We start from the raw sequence: 16,791 nt of genomic DNA on the forward strand, positions 1-16,791 counted from the left end.
AAATTTCTTCTTATAGCATACAAAATATCTAAAAAAACTCCTTAAAATAAAAAATACACACTAAAATAAAAAAAGCCCCCTTTTAATTACATGAATTTGCCAATTACAATGTAAGTAACAATATGAGAGGGGAAATAAGCCGTATAGAAACCGGTATGCTTATTTCTATAGACTTAAGGTAACTGTTAACCAGATTGAAGAGGAGGAAAGAGTGAGAGAAGAATCTTTCACTCCCCTGATTAACGCGCGTGCTATAGCACGCAGATGGGAGCTATGAATGAAGCAAACGAAGCAAAAGGGAAAAGTCTTAAACAGACGAGTGCTTGGCCTTATGATGGTAATGATACTGGTTCTTTGCAGTATGGTTACCCCCTTTGGCGGAAGAACTCAGGTTCAGGCGGCTACAGCTATTACATCCATGTCTTATTTTTCAGCAGCAGACGGTCCGGTTATCACCAAATCGGGTGTAGGACAGGCAAGCTATGGATTCGTAATGCCTATATTTAACGGTGGCGCAGCTACTTGGGCAGATGTTGCCAGTGATTTAACGGTTAACGTAAAGGTTAATGGCAGCTGGGTTAATATTGATAACACAGGTTTCACTTACAATGTTAACTGGGGAAATTGGAGTGACAGCGGTTTTAACGGATATTGGTTCATCGTATCAGAGACTACATATCTAAGGTTAGCCTCTAAAACCACAGGCGTTACCTTGGATTATACGCTGGTATTTACGAACTTACCTAAAACTACAATTACCTCCATGGCTGCAACCCAGGGACCTAATATTACAGCAGGAGTCACAGGAGGAGCAGGCTTTACATATCCAGTCTTTAATGGAGATGCATCTATCACTTATGCTGCTGTAGCGGAGGATCTGAAGGTATTTGTGAAGCCTGTGGCAAGCAGTACCTGGATAGACATTGATAATAATGCGGCCAGCGGATGGATCTATGACAAGAATTTCGGACAGTTTACGGACGGAGGTGGCGGTTATTGGTTTACTGTTACAGAATCCATCAATGTTAAACTGGAATCAAAAACTTCTAAAGCAGCTTTAATATACACGATTACCTACAATCAGCCCGTAAGAAATAATTATAATATTACCGCTTATGACGGGACCACTTATACGGCCGGTGAAACCGGAGCAATCGGCATTCCCTTACCTAAAATTGATGGAGGTGCACCGGTCAGTTCAGAACTTGATAAGTTTGTTTATGAGATAAAAGCGAATGGTGTCTGGGTTGAATTGAGTGATTTTAGTAAGAGTAGCTTCAGCTATTCCGGAAATGGCTATAATACTTTATCCGATAAGAACCAATGGGGATATTGGGTAGACCACATCTATGGTCTGTGGTTCCAGCCAATTCAGGTAAATATGGAGATAAGAATCGGATATCCTCTCAATGGACAAAAAGGCGGAAGCATTGGAACTAATTATGTATACTACACCTTTATCGGTAACCCTGACGCACCAAGACCGGATGTATCAGACCTTGGTGATATAGAACTTGGAACACCTGAAAATACAGAGATTACCGGAATGAATCTGGTATGGAATGATGAATTCAGTGGAACCTCTCTGGATACCAGTGTCTGGAATTATAACACAGGCTATTATATCAATGATGACCCCGGTACCTGGGGCTGGGGAAATAACGAACTGGAGCATTACACCACCAGTGAAAGAAACATTTCAGTAAGCAATGGTAAATTAACGATAACAGCGTTAGAAGATCCTAAGACCTTTCCGCAGGATCCAAATCGTGTAGCACCTTATTCCTCCGGAAAGATTACAACAAAAGATAACTTTACCTTTAAATACGGAAGAATTGATTTCCGTGCGAAGCTTCCCAGAGGAAATGGATTATGGCCTGCACTCTGGATGCTGCCCAATGACGATACCTATGGTACCTGGGCTGCTTCCGGTGAAATAGACGTAATGGAAGCAAGAGGACGTCTGCCGGGCGCTTCAAGCGGTGCCATTCACTTTGGCGGACAATGGCCCGCGAATACTTATATTGGCGGTGATTATTCCTTCCCTAACGGACAGACAATAGATTCTGATTATCATGTATACAGTGCCGTATGGGAAGAAGATAATATTAAATGGTATGTAGACGGTAAATGCTTCTTTAAAGCCACCAATGACCAGTGGTACTCCAATGGGGCACCTTCCAATAACAATGCTCCCTTTGACCAGGAGTTCTATATTATTATGAATCTTGCGGTAGGCGGATGGTTCGATGGTGGTGTATCACCGAATCCGGGAGATATTCCGGCAAGCATGCAGGTGGATTATGTAAGAGTCTATAAAGATACAAACGGTGAAAATCCAAGTAATGTACCAGTAACAGGAATTACACTGGATAAACAGACTGCAGCTTTATCAGCCATCGGTGAAACAGTCCAGATCAACAGAACCATTACACCTGGCAATGCAACCAATAAAAATGTAACCTGGACTTCCTCCAATCCATCAGTAGCTACAGTCAGTGCCGGTCAGGTAACTGCTGTTTCAAACGGTACAACAACTATTACAGCAACAACAAATGATGGAGGCTATACAGCTGCCTGCCTTATAACGGTAAATGCAGGAGGAAATCAGACGGTACCAGTAACAGGAGTGGTTTTAAGTGCTTCACAAACCGAACTGACAGTTGGCGGAACTGCTACTCTCAATGCAACGATAAGTCCCTCAAATGCAACCAATAAACAGGTAACCTGGTCCAGTGCCAACACCAGTATTGCTGCAGTCGATCAGAACGGTAAAATAACAGCTGTTGCTGCAGGTACGACCACGATTACCGTTAAAACGGCAGATGGCAGTAAAACTGCAAGCTGTCAGGTTACCGTAAAGGCAGCCTCTACTGTATATGTGATTGGTGACAGTGTAAAAGGGTTGAAGAAAATGGGAGATAAGTTAGAATTCTATGTTAACGGAGCAACCTTTGCAGACTTACATTATAAAATCAATAATGGCGGTCAGATAAATGTGGCTATGAGCGGAAGTGGAAACGGCAACTTCACCTACACCGTGAATCCGGTCAAACAGGGAGATGTGATAGAATATTTCTTTACCTATAACCCGGGAAATGGTGCGCTGGATACACAGACCCTTACTTATATACACGGAGTAACACAAGGAACACCGGAGGATGGTGGCTCCGGTAATCCGGGCACCAATACGGACGCAGCCGCCGGAAAGACTGTAACTTCTTCCGGATCAGAAGGAGCCGGCTTTGGTGAAGGCAATCTGACAGATAATAATACTACTACAAGATGGTCCTCTAATTTCGCAGATAATGCATGGTTCGTCATTGACCTTGGAGGAACCTATAACATCAGCCAGTTGGTGCTTAACTGGGAGGCTGCTAACGGAAAGCAGTATGAGATACTGGTATCAACCAATGGCAGCAGTTATTCCAGTATCTATAAGCAGTCTAACGGCAGCGGTGGTATTGAGACCCTGAATTTCTCTGCAGTTAATGCAAAATACGTCAAATTCCAGGGAATTGAAAGAGCACTTCCTTATGGATATTCTCTGTGGGATGTTAAGGTAATGGGACATAATTAAGAAAATAATGAAATTGAACCAGCAGAATTAACTTTATTGATAATAATAAAATTGATTATTTAAATAATCAAGCCAATATATAGTCAAGCCAATAAATAGTCAAATAATAGATTAACATGTTTTTTTACAGCAATATTTGAATAGGCATGCTCTCTATTCTGTTATTCTTCCAATTATAACACAGGGAAAGGGTAGGAAGATATAAGAATAAGAGGGTATGCCGGAAGTATCATAACGGGTAATTTACAAATGTAAGTCCCATAGTCTAAACCGGAAGGAAAGCTGAATAAATTGAAAAACAAAATTAATTGAAAAGCAAAATAAAATCGAAAAGCAAAATAAATCGAAAAGCAAAATAAATCGAAAAGCAGAAATAAATTAAAAAACAGAATATATCAAATGACACTTGTCACAGCTCTCAAAATGTTGTAGACTTATATTAGATTTTGTATGACTGGCGGAAATGGGAGTTCACCCATAGGGAGTACAAAAATATAATATGCCGACCGCCTGGGCAGCCCTGGTAGCTCTGTACCTATACAGAAGCTCGGGTTACCCGGGCGGTTTTTTGTTGTCTTAGGGATTAAATATGTTGACGTTAGCTTTTGAAGCTTCAGATTAAACAACTAGAATAAATCTATATCTCTTTACTGGAATAATAATTGTGGAGCAGAAAATTATAAGGTTATCATACACGTAGTAAAAAATACCCTAAGTGTCAATAATACAGGAAAAGGAGAATGAAAATGAGAGCATTGATCAGCGTATCTGACAAAACTGGAATAGTGGAATTGGCAAAGGAGCTGGAAGGTTTAGGCGTTGAGATTCTGTCTACCGGAGGAACCTATAAGAAACTGAAAGAGGAAGGAATTGATGCTGTTGAAGTATCGGAGGTTACCGGATTTCCTGAGTGCCTGGATGGAAGAGTAAAGACCCTTCATCCGGCTATCCATGCCGGACTGCTTGCTATGAGAAGCAAGGAAGAACATATGAGACAGTTAGAGGAACTTCAAATTAAGCCAATAGACTTTGTAATTGTTAATCTCTATCCCTTTAAGGCGACTATATTAAAAGACGGTGTAACCAGAGAAGAAGCTGTAGAAAATATTGATATCGGCGGTCCCACCATGCTGCGCAGTGCTGCCAAGAATTATCAGGATGTGGCAGTGGTTACGGACCCTTCCGATTACAACAAAGTGCTCTCAGAACTCAAAGAAGCGGGACAGGTAAGCCTGGAGACCAAGTTCTACCTGATGCAGAAGGTATTTATGCATACCTCTAATTATGACACAATGATTGCAGATTATCTGAAGAAGGAAAGAAAAGATACGGAACTTCCGGAAACCCTTACCCTTACCTATGAGAAGGTTCAGGATATGAGATATGGTGAAAATCCTCACCAGAAGGCAGCTTTTTATCGTGAAATCGGTAAAAGAAAAGGCTCTCTGGCAGATGCCCTGCAGTTAAATGGCAAGGAACTCTCCTTTAACAACATTAATGACACCAATGGTGCCCTGGAGCTGTTAAAGGAATTTACAGAACCGACAGTAGTTGCCTGCAAGCATGGTAATCCCTGTGGGGTAGGAAGTGCTGAGAATATTGATAAAGCCTGGGATAAAGCATATCAGGCAGATAAGGTATCCATTTTCGGCGGAATCTTGGTATGTAACCGTACAGTTACCTCCTATATGGCTGGTGAGATGAGTAAGATATTCCTGGAAGTAATAGTTGCACCTGATTATGAAGAAGAAGCACTTGAAATCTTAAAGGCCAAGAAAAATGTAAGAGTTCTGAAATTGGAGGATATAGAAATACCCCAGGATGAAAATGCTTATGATTTAAAAAAGGTAAACGGCGGACTTATTGTACAGACTATAGACAGCAAACTTCTGTTAGAAGAAGAGTTAAAAGTTGTTACTGACAGAAAACCGACGGAGAAGGAGCTTGAGGATATGCTCTTTGCCATGAAGGTGGTGAAGTTTGTAAAATCCAATGGTATTGCACTGGCAAAAGATAAGCAGTCCATCGGAATCGGACCCGGACAGGTAAATCGTATATGGGCAGCCAGACAGAGTATTGAACATAGCAAAGAGCTTATAAGTGAAGAGGCAGCTGCGGGCTCTGTACTTGCCTCTGACGCTTTCTTTCCTTTTGATGACTGTGTAGAGGCAGCACATGCAGGTGGAATTACAGCAATTATCCAGCCAGGCGGTTCCATCCGTGATGAAGATTCCATAAAGAAATGCAATGAATATGGAATAACTATGGTATTTACTGGTATGAGGCATTTCAAGCACTAAAATAAATCTGATTTAATCCCACCATAAAGACTTCCCCGGCACAGTTTCTCAGAAACTGTTGCCGGAGAGGTTTTTTTATGGAATAAATAAACTCCTGTTATAAAAGAACAGGTAGAAAGCTGCAGCTGCCTTGTAAAATAAAGATTCACACTATTGTCACAGTAAAAATCCTATGACCAGAAAGAGCTCCAATCGGTATCATAGTTTAAGCCTCAACAACCTTCTATTCAGATAAATGAGTGATTTCTATCTAATATTTCAGCTGTTATTGTAACAATTAGAGAATAACCAGTAAACATTTACTAATTCCGTGGTTAAAATTGACAATGAGTTCTATCCTTAGTACAATAGATATTAGGGTGTGTCTTAAAACTCACTGCACCGTTCTGAGCATTCAGCCCCGCACAGGCAGTTTTCAGACGCACAGGAGGGATTAAATTCTAATCCAATTTTAATATTTGTGTAATATGGAATTAATCGGGATGGAATATGATTATATTACACAGGTTAAAGACACAGAAATCAACTTAAGCGTGAAGAAATAAAAAACTCCACACAGGAGGTGTTAAGATGCTATTGCTATTTCAGGTTTGTTTTTTTGCAGGTATTGCATTGATAATTATATCAGTTCTTTTGGGAAGCCTCTTTGATATTGTTGGGATTGACGGCTTTGACCTGGATTTTGGAGGAAGTTCCATTGTACTTCCCTTTAGTCCGATTGTTTTCGTTTTGTTTTCAGCAGTATTTGGCGGTATGGGATGGATTCTGTGGGAGAAGGTTCCAGACTTGTTCTGGATATTAATGTTGTTCATTTCTGCAGTTACCGGTTTTGCAGTATGTTTCACCATACAGCATTTCATCATAACACCCCTTAAGAAAGCCCAGAATACCAGTACACCGGATGTACAGGATCTTGTTGGGCTGCCGGCCACTGTTTCGGAGACTATAATGGAGAATGGCTTTGGAGAGATAAGATATATAATAAACGGAAACAGTTATACCTCACCCGCTAGGACCATTAACGGCGGAGAGATTAAAGCAGGAGGAAGTGTTGCCATCTGCTGGATTGAAGAATATGTATTTTATGTTACATCCACAGAGAATATCTGATACATAAGGTTAAACCTATTCGTATCTGATATAAATTTGGAAACCATGGTAATAGGAATGCCCTTTATACAAGGCTATCAACTTATATGCTATGGGAGTACGTGTTAATAGGAGGAAGAAAGTATGCCATTACAAGCTATTATTATTGCAGGAAGTATTGTAGGAGCTGTTATTCTGGTTATCCTGCTGGTTACAACCATGTGGAAGAGAGTGCCACAGGATAAGGCAGTAGTTGTAACAGGTCTTAAGAAAAGGGTAATCTCCGGTGGTGGTGGTTTTGTTATCCCTTTACTGGAACGTGCCGATAAGATTTCATTGGAAAATATGAAAATCGAAATTCGTACAGAAGGAGCAAGAACGGAGCAGGGTGTTGATATCCGTGCTGATGGTGTTGCTGTTGTTAAGGTAAAAAGCGATAAAGAAAGCATTCTAAATGCCATTGAGCAGTTTAATACAGGCAGAGAACAGCAGACCATAGAAGTAATAAAAGACACAGGCAAGGATGTATTAGAAGGTAAGCTAAGAGAAATTATCTCCAAGATGACCGTTGAAGAGATCTATAAAGACAGAGAAAAGTTTGCTTCACAGGTTCAGGAAGTTGCAGCCATGGGTCTTGCCAGTATGGGACTTGAACTGAAAGCCTTTACCATTCGTGATATCTCCGATAAGAATGGCTATCTGGAGGCACTTGGTAAACCTCGTATTGCGGAAGTAAAGAAAAATGCTGCAATCGCAGAAGCAGAAGCCTTAAAAGAAACCAAGGTCAAGGTAGCAGAAGCAGAGAGACTGGGAGAAGAAGCAAAGATTCTCGCAGAAACCCAGGTGGCGGAAGCGAATAAAGAAAAGGAATTAAAGATACAGGGCTATCGTCAGGAGCAGGAGACAGTAAAAGCGAAAGCGGATGCTGCTTATGCCATCCAGAAAAATAAAGTGGATAAGGAAGTTACTGAAACTGCCATGCTGGTAGAGCTTACCAAGAAGGAAAAAGAAGCTGAAATTCAGGAAAAAGAAGCTATCAGACGTGAAAAGGAATTACTTGCCACAGTTAACAAAGAAGCGGATGCCGATATTTACCGTATCAGTAAAGAAGCGGATGCTAAGAAATATTCTGAATTAAAAGAAGCAGAAGCAGCCAGTATGGCAATAAAGGTTAAGGCAGAAGCAGAAGCGGAAGCAATCAGAATTACCGGTGAAGCAGAAGCTGCCTCTATCCTTGCAAAAGGTACTGCCGAAGCTCAGACCATGGTTAAGAAAGCCGAAGCTTACAAGCAGTATAACGATGCTGCGGTAACACAGATGATCATTGAGAAATTACCTGAAATTGCTGCCTCTATTTCAGAACCTCTTACTAAGACTGAGAAAATTGTTATTATAGACAGCGGTAAGAACGGAGAAGGCTCAGGAGCTTCTAAGGTATCCGGTTATGTAACAGATATCATAACTCAGATTCCTGAGACCATTGAAGCAATCACTGGAATTAACCTGACAGACTCTATTAAGAAGAATCTCTCAAAGGAAAAGAAAGAGGAGTTGTACAGCCAGGATAAAGAAGAACAGGATTCCTCAGATTATAAGGAAGTATAAATTGTAAGGTCATAAATTCAGGCACCGTAGACATTTAATATTAAATGTTTACGGTGCCTTTTTATGGCTTTTTAATAAGCTGCATATTCTTGTTTTACTGTGCTGTTCCCGATGGAGTGGGAGTAGTATCTGATTTCTCGACTACTGTAACTTTGCAATAATCATATTTACCATTTCCGATTGAAGCGAAGATATAAGTAACACCAGCTGATTTTGCTGAAATTCTTCCGCCAATGCTTACACTGGCAATATTGGAATCGTTACTCCAGAACTTTGCTTCTTCTACAGTATTGTTAGGCTTTAAGATCGCTGTTAAGGAAGTCTTATCGCCTACTGTCAGGGTCAGCTCCGATTTGGTAAGTTTAATACTTAAGGCCGCAGGACCAACGGTAATACTGCAATCCAAAGTGGCAACTGTCTTAGTGCCATCTTTAACGGTAACAGTTATGGAAGCAGTTCCAAAGTCAACAGCGGTTATAAGACCGGAATCATCAACCGTTGCAATGGAGGTATCACCGGATTTGTAGGACACTTTCTGGCTTTCTGTAATATTGTACAGCTTTAAGTTGAAAGTAGAATCTTTTACCAGGGACTTACTCTTTACATTTAATTTAATGCTGTTTTGTTCTTCATCAGTGGTTGTTGCACTGGCAACTGCAGTACTGCCGAATACGGGCGGCAATAATACAGACAGGAATAAACATATGCCAAATGCCAGAAGGCATTTTTTCCATAAAGCAAATTTCATGGCATTATCCTCCTAATGACAGGTCATTGATATTACAGAAAGTAAAGGTGGCTTTCTATATACTATTATATCAATAGTATGGCCTGTTTCCAACACATTCCGTGAAATTCATATAACATCACGGACTATGTATCTTATTATGTACCTTACTAAAATAATATATTAATTTGTCAGAATCATGTCAATTTCTTAATTTTTTCTTACGAATCTTACGAATTTAAACCAATATGTAGTATGCAGCAGGAAAAAAGTGTTTATTAATATCATAAATCTGGAAAATAAAAAAAGGTCAAAATTTGTAATAAATATAGACTATAGATTTAAAGAAGGGTTTTCGATATGATAATTAAATGGTAATATTTTATAAAATTTCCCTATAATGTATTTGGAAATAATCTAAATAAATTAAAAAGGAGGATAAGTACTTAATATGGATCATGTGGATGAGAAGCTTCTGAAACAAAAGGAAATGATGGAAGAGTTTGAAAAGCAAAGATATGATAAGGATACCATTGATAAAGAGAATAAGAGTTCTATTTTTGACGGAATGATTAACATACACAAAATACCGGTGACTTTTGGGGAGAGAACACTGCTTAACGAAAAAATAGCAATCTGGATGCCGGAGGATTTCAGACAATTCTCACAAGAAGAAATTAATGCAGTCTATCTTTTAGGTAACAAGCCAGATTTTGTGTTTGGTAATTCCTATCTCGGATTTTCCCTTGGTTTTCATTATACAAGCAATGAGGTTCCCAATGAATATATGGGGGACTTTCTCAAAATAGCAAAAATGGTTTTAGAAAAATCAGGTCCAAAGGTAAATATATATTCTGAGAAAGTTAAAAAGACAGGCAATCACATAGTTTCAAGTCTGGAACTGGTTTCTCATACGGTAACAGACACAATTTATAATGTTATGTTTTATAGTTCCTTAGAGGGCAAAGTGCTGATTGGTTTCATAAATTTTGATTACCAGTATTTGAACCGTTATAAAACTATAGCAGAAGAAATGCTTACGTCCTTCCGGTTCATTGAAGATACGAAGGAGGAAGAAGGATGAGTACAATTTCATATGCTGATATAACGGTGACTGGATTTCCTTTTCAGAAAATAGAACAGCTGACAATCAGTCATACTGTTAACGAACATGGTCAGGCAGAGATTATCGGAGAACTGGATGCTGCTACCGCGCAGGATTTTCTAAAGCGTGTGGATGAGAAAATGATGGTGACCATAACAACAAAAGCGGAAGGACAGCCTTCTAACCTTTTTTATGGATGTATACGAAAGGTATCTTTACAACAGGAAACAGAGTACAGCCGAGTGACGTTACAGTTGTATTCCATGAGTCGTTTGCTGGATATGGAGAAAAAGAATAAAACCTACCAGAACACGGCTAAAACCTACGGACAGATAATAACAGCTGATATATCAGACAAAAGTGATCTGCATATGATGGTTTCGGATAGAGCCATTGGTGCACTGATTATGAAATACAATGAAACGGACTGGCAGTTTGCGAAGCGTATGGCATCAAAACTCAATGCTCCATTAGTTTCCAATGTATCTTCGCCCAGGCCGCAGATATATATTGGTCTGCCTCCTGCAAGCAAGACTATTACAGTCAATAAAACGGCTTATTCTTATGGAAGTGAAGGTGGTGCTCAATTAGCTTCCGGAGCTCCAGCCCAGGATTTTGGCGGAGAGCAGATCGAGAGCTACGAATATGGCTATGTGGGAGATCAGATATCTTTTGGTGGAAAGAATGGAAGGGTTAGAAGTGTAAGGGCTACACTTAAGGATGGCATATTAACTATGACTTATGGTCTGTTAACTGCTGGGGGAGCTTCTTCCGCGTCTGGAGGCGGACTTGCAGGAATCGCAGCACCGGCAGCACCAAATGCACAGGCCTCAGGAAAAATGATGAGAGGTAAAGTCATGGCAGTGTCAGGCGATAAAGTACAAGTACATCTTACGGATGTAGATGGGGGATATGACGGCGGTGGAAACTGGTGGTTCCCTTATTCAACAGCCTATTCCTCCAGTGATGGCAGCGGGTGGTATTGTATGCCTGAGGAAGGGGATGAAGTGAGGGTATTCTTCCCGTCCGGAAATGAAGGGGATGCCTTTGCTGCAAGCTCTGTCTGCGCTACCCCACCAGCCAACCCCAAACATAAAAGCTGGAAAGCACCCGGCGGAAAAGAAATACTACTTACCGACGAAGGAATGTATATCATCGGTAAATCCGGAAAAGTATATATCAATCTAACCGATGAAAAAGGAATCGAGATTCATTCCGATAAGGATATCACTGTAACTTCTGACGCAAACATCAAGATCAACTCCTCCTCGGAGGTACAAATCATTGCAAAAAATCAAATTATGATTGGAACGGAAGATGCATACCTTGATCTGACGGAAAATTCGGCAACGCTGGCTGCAAGTCAGGTATTAATCAATTAGGGGGAGTAACGATGGCGGACAGTTGTATCGAGATGTTTGAGGAAACTTTCTATCCGAGAGCTTTTCTAACACTTGCAGAAAAGACTATAGAGGTATTTGAGGCACAGGAGGAAGAAATCATCAAAGAATGGAAGGCAGGAATCAAGCAGTATCTTACCATGCTGGAAAATTTACAGAAGGATAGGCTGGCGGAGGAGGTGTCTGAACTGCATTTATCTTTTTTATATACTTCCCTGCTGTCCGGCAAACCAGGATTTCGGATTGACAGCTATGGAGAAGGAGGTCGTCTGGGATCTGAGACTGTTCTTACAGAAGAACTTTCCGCAGACTGGTTAGGAAGCTGCCTTGAAGAATTCACCAGGGAACTTGAGCAATATACAAGGGCGGAAAGTATCCGCAGGTTTATCCGCCCGGCAGAGCTGGAAGTCTTAAGACTACGGGCTGTAAGAAGTCTGCTATACTATTTCACCGGTCGTTTTCGTTATCTTATTTCTGAAATTTTAGATTTCAGACAGTTGGCGAAGGTAGAGAAGGAAGAAAGCTTTGTAATCCAGATGGGTGAATATATGGACTGGCAGAAGACGTTATATGCCCTGTTGCCGGAGGTGGATATTTTCAATTGTGACAAAGATACTTTACTTTCTTTTCGCAGATTTTCTGCATTTTCTTATCAGAATAAAGTAATTTCTGGGTTGACTGTAAATAGTGCCAGATTTTTAGATTGTACTTTTAAAAATACAATAATAGACGATTGTATTATGAATGACTGTTTGTTTGCCGGCTGCATGTTCGAAAATGTGAAAATAAAAGCCACGAAAATGAAAGGCTGCTTATTTCTTGACTGTACCATGAAAAATACAGCTTGGGAGAGGATAACATTCTTTGAAGAGGATATGTATGTGGAAGCAGAATATTACGAACCGGCAGAATTCTATAGGTGCCAGTTAACGGACAATCAATTTATTGAGAGTAACTTATCTGAGTGTGTTGTAACAGATAGTGCTATGGACAGAGTAACAGTCTATGGTGGCAGAGCAGAGAATTCCGATTTCTTAGAACAGGCTGGAATAGAATGGCTTTCGAAACAGGAGGAATAAAGCATGGACTATTTTGAATTATATCAAAGTGATAAAGTAGAAAATGCAGTTGAGTTAATGGGTCTAGACAGAGACAGATATTGCTACGGTATGACAGAGGAGGATTTTACAGCGCTGGAACCGTTGAAAGTTGCTTATTACAGTGGCAGGGAAACAGAGGAAATGTGCGATATCTTAATAGAGCCTGTTTATCTTATTTCCAATGAAATAAAAAGACTGTTTGAATTATATGACAAGAGCATAGATTACAAAGGAGTACAGCTTTTTTCCACTGCCAGTGAAAATACGAAAAGCCCGTTATACTGGGTGGCAGGAATAAAAGAGCGGGTATGTTTGCACGAGACCAGTGAAATCTATGGAAACGGGATGCTAAAAGCACTGGTACTGGACAGAAAGAAAATAAAAGGACTGGATATTTTCCGTGTAGCCGGATTGTTGGAATATAAGATCATCGTATCACTTCCGGTTGCAGAAAGCTTATTAAGACGAAGGCTTTATGGAATTGGATTGCAAAGGATTAAGGTGGTCTGAATGGCAGAAGGCAAAAAATATGTAGTATATGGTATGAGAGCAAAATGCAGTGAAGGTTCTATGGAAAATTATATCAGCACAGACACGGGGCATGGAGTGGTCTATCAGGGGCAGCCTGTACTAAATGCCAATGATCATGTGGAAGGAGTGAATCTTACTCATTTTGGCGATTGTAAATCAAAGCTGATCTTTGAGGAAGCAAAGAAACAGGCAGATGAAAAGTACAAGACAGAAGAAGGAGACGGGTTTTTTAAAAAACTTGGAAAAGGAATTGCAAAATTTGCAACAAAAGCCTCTCTTGTATTAAAAGAAACCTTTGGTTCTAATAAGTGTCAGTTGGAGACCCCCCTGCCTTGGATCTTTACCAGCAAAGACCATATGATTGACGGTGCTCCGGCACTTACCATGGATAGTTGTTGTGCCTGCAAGTTTGGTGGGGTAATTACAATTGTTCCGCAAGAAGAGGATGCTGTGGCAGAAGACGGAGAGACCGAGGAAACTCCGGAGGAACAGCCGTCAAACGATATGGCAGCCCAGCTCTTTCATGCAGCAAAAGGTCTCGGATTAGGAATTATGAATATGGGGAAAGAAGGTATTGCTCTTGCCTTGGAGAATATGGAGGCAGGAGTGAAAAGTCGAATCCATCAGCTGCTTAATTTTGGTGATAAAGAACGGGGGGTCTTACAAATGGGGCTTTCTTTGGTACCTGTAGCAGCAGTAAATTCTAAATCCAAGCTGTTTCAAAACAGCGATCTAAAAGAAATGGATGCGATAATTACAAAGTATGAAAATGAGATATATGAGAAGTATAAAGATGAAATAGATTATTATAAAAGCCAAAGAGATAAATATGGAAAAAATGAGATTCCTCAAGAAGTAATGCAAAAAATAACTGATACATTTAAAGATACAGATATTATGAAGTATATGGAAAGAATGGGGAAGGATTTAAATTCTACAGAAGCTGTAGATGGGCATAAAAATGATATAGTAAACTTTTTTAATATGGTGTACACCGGTAACCCCATAGATTTAAAAACCAGGGAATTTATTTATCCGGGAACTGATACGGGGGCAGATCTTTCAATTTGGGCAGCACCATGGCCCAAGACAAATGGAGAGGCCTTTGAAAAAGATTATGCCGGAAATTGGTTATATGGGTATGTTGGTGATGAGTATTTTGCAACGCCTGCGGATGATGGAGTTTTAAAATATGGAGCAGGTGCTGCACAATTGATTTCAGATATGCTTGGGATAGCTGGAAAGGATGGCGCAAGCATTGAAGCTGTAAAAGAAGTAGGTGCAAAATATTTGAACAGTATTATGAATGGGAATTATGGAGATAACGTTAATGTAGATGCTCAGTCTGACGCTGAAATGATACAGGAGGGAATTGATGCTCATCGTGCAAAGAAAGGAAATTAATTATATACTTTCAATTATATGTTTTTTAATTGTAGTTCTTTTAAGCGGATGTTCGAGAATTACTCCGCCAGAAGAACGCTTTACTCATTCAGAAGATCGAGGTGATGGCTATGATATTTATGGAGGGTTCGATGTAAGAGAACTTGAAGCGCAGGTAGAAGGATACTGGAAGTATTTTGATAATAATGAAAAAGAAAAAGAACTGAAAATGGGGTTTTTAAATGAGTGGGGCGGACAATGGATACAATCAGGAAAGTATACTGTTGGAAGAGATATTAAGCAAGGGCTATATATATGTAAAGACAATGATATTACATCTATGGGTGAAGTTATTGTTGAGGCAGAAAGCAAAGAAGGAGATAAAAAAGTAAACTATTTATTTGATGATATGACGTATGTTTTTCTCCAAGAAGGGAATATCGTTACGTTTGGTGATAAAACTGAGATGGCATTAGCAGATGTATTTTCATTGCCACAATCTAATTACGACGGAATCTATTATGAAGGAGCATATAAGGTAGGTGAAGAAATCCCCGAAGGTGAGTATTTTATGCTTTCGGTTGAAGTATCTGCAGGGACCTGTTTGCTTACAAATGAAAAAAATGAAGTTATTGGGTTAGTAAATCGATTTGGATATGTAACCATCGGAGAGGATTTAGCAGTTAATTTGGAGAACTGTATATTAATTCCTTTAGACCTTAAACCTGATATTCAGCCTATAATGTACCAAGGCGAAGAGGAAGATAAAGGGAAAATGGTATATGCAGCAGGAATGTATAAAATAGGAGAGGATATACCGGTAGGAAATTATAGCATTAAGAATGAAGTTTATAAAAATGTTACGGATTTGTCATATGAGGGATATCATGGAAACGAGTCGTATTATTATCCGGGTTATTGGAATTGGTGCGGGCTTATTGCTTATGGAGACATAGGAAAAGAAGGATGGAAAGAGATAGAATTGGATTCTTACTTAAAAAGTAAAGAGAGATACCTTAAAGTCACTGACACACAACAAAAAGTCTACTATCAGAGGTATAAAGGGGTTCCAGGTATAACTTTTTCAAAAAAAAATGCTGGTAATATTGTGGAAATTGTTCGATGTGTATTAATACCGCAAGAATAGCCGGAGAGGTCAACTTATTGGAGTGAATCGTATACACAAAAATGATGAGGAAATATGGTCTTATAAAAGAACATAAAGGGAGGCTTATGAATAACAAGGGGAAAATAGGTATAATACCAGTAATTGTTGTATTAATTAGTCTTGTGGCTGCATTTTTGCTATTTACTAAACTTAATCCGGAAGGTTTTATAAAGGAACAGGGAGCTGCTGTTAATCAGGCTGATATTCCGGCAAATGACAAGGGTGCTTCTACCGGTAAAACTGCCGGAGAGGACATCCATAAACTTACCGGTAGTGAAGAGCTCTTAGACATATCGGATACCGAGTATGTAAGTGCCGTTCCAAAGCAGGTGATAAGAACCGGCATATATGGCTTGAAACCCTGGCTGGATCCTTATGAAGTTAACAAATCAAGAAGAAACCGCAGCGGCAGGAAGGCAGCAGAGGCCACAGACAGCTTTATCGTTGCAGCTTCTAACTACCTTGAATACTATCTGATTAAGCTGCCGGACGATTCCTACATACTGGCTCAGTTTAGTGATACCTATAGAAAGTCCATAGAAAAAGGAGAAACCGTTACACTTCCACTGGGTATCAAGAAAACAAACAGAAAACTAACAAAGGATTATCTGAGTGATATATGCAGTCAGTATGGGGCTTCTCCAGACTATGTCCTTTATGCCATAGATACTGAATGGAATAAAGAACATAATTTTACTGTCTTTATAATACGTTTTGGAATCTCTGCAGTTGTATTCCTTATTTTAGCTGTGGCTCTACTCACAGCAGCGGAAAAGGTATTTAAACGGAAATAAACAGGAGGG

The 16,791-nt window shown here is 39.8% G+C and carries 12 protein-coding genes and 1 riboswitch; of the genes, 11 read left to right on the plus strand and 1 reads right to left on the minus strand.

Features of this window, described 5'->3' with window-relative positions; all coding sequences use genetic code 11:
• Window positions 1-277: 277 nt before the first annotated feature.
• The 4 genes from BR73_RS29305 (at window position 278) to BR73_RS0105980 (ending at window position 8,574) form a co-directional block, all read left to right on the plus strand.
• Window positions 278-3,580 carry an Ig-like domain-containing protein gene (locus BR73_RS29305; protein ID WP_081848547.1) on the plus strand — a complete coding sequence of 1,101 codons (3,303 nt, stop codon included), beginning with the start codon at window positions 278-280 and terminating at the stop codon, window positions 3,578-3,580.
• 440 nt (window positions 3,581-4,020) lie between these two features.
• Window positions 4,021-4,103, plus strand: a riboswitch (ZMP/ZTP riboswitch).
• A 217-nt stretch (window positions 4,104-4,320) separates the two neighbouring features.
• Window positions 4,321-5,880 carry a bifunctional phosphoribosylaminoimidazolecarboxamide formyltransferase/IMP cyclohydrolase gene (gene purH, locus BR73_RS0105970; RefSeq protein ID WP_033164785.1) on the plus strand — a complete coding sequence of 520 codons (1,560 nt, stop codon included), beginning with the start codon at window positions 4,321-4,323 and terminating at the stop codon, window positions 5,878-5,880.
• A 570-nt stretch (window positions 5,881-6,450) separates the two neighbouring features.
• Entirely contained in the window at window positions 6,451-6,990 is a 540-nt protein-coding gene (locus BR73_RS0105975; RefSeq protein WP_033164786.1) for a hypothetical protein, read from the plus strand.
• 123 nt (window positions 6,991-7,113) lie between these two features.
• On the plus strand, window positions 7,114-8,574 hold the full coding sequence (locus BR73_RS0105980; RefSeq protein WP_033164787.1) for a flotillin family protein: 1,461 nt from the start codon (window positions 7,114-7,116) through the stop codon (window positions 8,572-8,574).
• A gap of 94 nt (window positions 8,575-8,668) precedes the next feature.
• Here the strand turns inward: BR73_RS0105980 and BR73_RS0105985 are convergent, their stop codons facing one another.
• Window positions 8,669-9,322: an Ig-like domain-containing protein gene (locus BR73_RS0105985; RefSeq protein WP_033164788.1), complete on the minus strand. Its 654-nt coding sequence runs from the start codon at window positions 9,320-9,322 to the stop codon at window positions 8,669-8,671.
• Between the two features lie 430 nt (window positions 9,323-9,752).
• Between BR73_RS0105985 and BR73_RS0105990 the strand changes: the two genes are divergently transcribed.
• From BR73_RS0105990 to BR73_RS0106020, 7 genes are all read left to right on the plus strand, one after another.
• Window positions 9,753-10,385 (plus strand): hypothetical protein, encoded by a 633-nt coding sequence (locus BR73_RS0105990; protein ID WP_033164789.1) that lies wholly within the window; start codon window positions 9,753-9,755, stop codon window positions 10,383-10,385.
• The gene (locus BR73_RS0105995) at window positions 10,382-11,788 is read left to right on the plus strand and encodes a phage baseplate assembly protein V (protein ID WP_033164790.1); all 1,407 of its coding nucleotides are present in this window, start codon (window positions 10,382-10,384) and stop codon (window positions 11,786-11,788) included. Before BR73_RS0105990 ends, BR73_RS0105995 begins: the two co-directional genes overlap by 4 nt.
• Before the next feature lie 11 nt (window positions 11,789-11,799).
• Complete coding sequence (locus BR73_RS0106000) at window positions 11,800-12,885, plus strand: pentapeptide repeat-containing protein (RefSeq protein WP_033164791.1); 1,086 nt, start codon at window positions 11,800-11,802, stop codon at window positions 12,883-12,885.
• Between the two features lie 3 nt (window positions 12,886-12,888).
• Entirely contained in the window at window positions 12,889-13,416 is a 528-nt protein-coding gene (locus BR73_RS0106005) for a hypothetical protein (protein ID WP_033164792.1), read from the plus strand.
• Window positions 13,417-14,841 carry a DUF4280 domain-containing protein gene (locus BR73_RS0106010; protein ID WP_033164793.1) on the plus strand — a complete coding sequence of 475 codons (1,425 nt, stop codon included), beginning with the start codon at window positions 13,417-13,419 and terminating at the stop codon, window positions 14,839-14,841.
• Entirely contained in the window at window positions 14,813-15,967 is a 1,155-nt protein-coding gene (locus BR73_RS0106015) for a hypothetical protein (RefSeq protein ID WP_033164794.1), read from the plus strand. Before BR73_RS0106010 ends, BR73_RS0106015 begins: the two co-directional genes overlap by 29 nt.
• A gap of 86 nt (window positions 15,968-16,053) precedes the next feature.
• Complete coding sequence (locus BR73_RS0106020) at window positions 16,054-16,782, plus strand: hypothetical protein (protein ID WP_156034624.1); 729 nt, start codon at window positions 16,054-16,056, stop codon at window positions 16,780-16,782.
• The last annotated feature ends 9 nt before the right edge of the window (window positions 16,783-16,791 follow it).

Source organism: Clostridium sp. KNHs205, from assembly GCF_000702945.1.
In the GTDB taxonomy this organism is placed as follows: Bacteria; Bacillota; Clostridia; order Lachnospirales; family Lachnospiraceae; genus Anaerocolumna.

Coding starts and splice junctions, on each gene's coding strand:
- BR73_RS29305 (WP_081848547.1), top strand. CDS start 278: ATGAAGCAAACGAAGCAAAAGGGAAAAGTCTTAAACAGACGAGTGCTT.
- purH (WP_033164785.1), top strand. CDS start 4,321: ATGAAAATGAGAGCATTGATCAGCGTATCTGACAAAACTGGAATAGTG.
- BR73_RS0105975 (WP_033164786.1), top strand. CDS start 6,451: ATGCTATTGCTATTTCAGGTTTGTTTTTTTGCAGGTATTGCATTGATA.
- BR73_RS0105980 (WP_033164787.1), top strand. CDS start 7,114: ATGCCATTACAAGCTATTATTATTGCAGGAAGTATTGTAGGAGCTGTT.
- BR73_RS0105985 (WP_033164788.1), bottom strand. CDS start 9,322: ATGAAATTTGCTTTATGGAAAAAATGCCTTCTGGCATTTGGCATATGT.
- BR73_RS0105990 (WP_033164789.1), top strand. CDS start 9,753: ATGGATCATGTGGATGAGAAGCTTCTGAAACAAAAGGAAATGATGGAA.
- BR73_RS0105995 (WP_033164790.1), top strand. CDS start 10,382: ATGAGTACAATTTCATATGCTGATATAACGGTGACTGGATTTCCTTTT.
- BR73_RS0106000 (WP_033164791.1), top strand. CDS start 11,800: ATGGCGGACAGTTGTATCGAGATGTTTGAGGAAACTTTCTATCCGAGA.
- BR73_RS0106005 (WP_033164792.1), top strand. CDS start 12,889: ATGGACTATTTTGAATTATATCAAAGTGATAAAGTAGAAAATGCAGTT.
- BR73_RS0106010 (WP_033164793.1), top strand. CDS start 13,417: ATGGCAGAAGGCAAAAAATATGTAGTATATGGTATGAGAGCAAAATGC.
- BR73_RS0106015 (WP_033164794.1), top strand. CDS start 14,813: ATGCTCATCGTGCAAAGAAAGGAAATTAATTATATACTTTCAATTATA.
- BR73_RS0106020 (WP_156034624.1), top strand. CDS start 16,054: ATGAATAACAAGGGGAAAATAGGTATAATACCAGTAATTGTTGTATTA.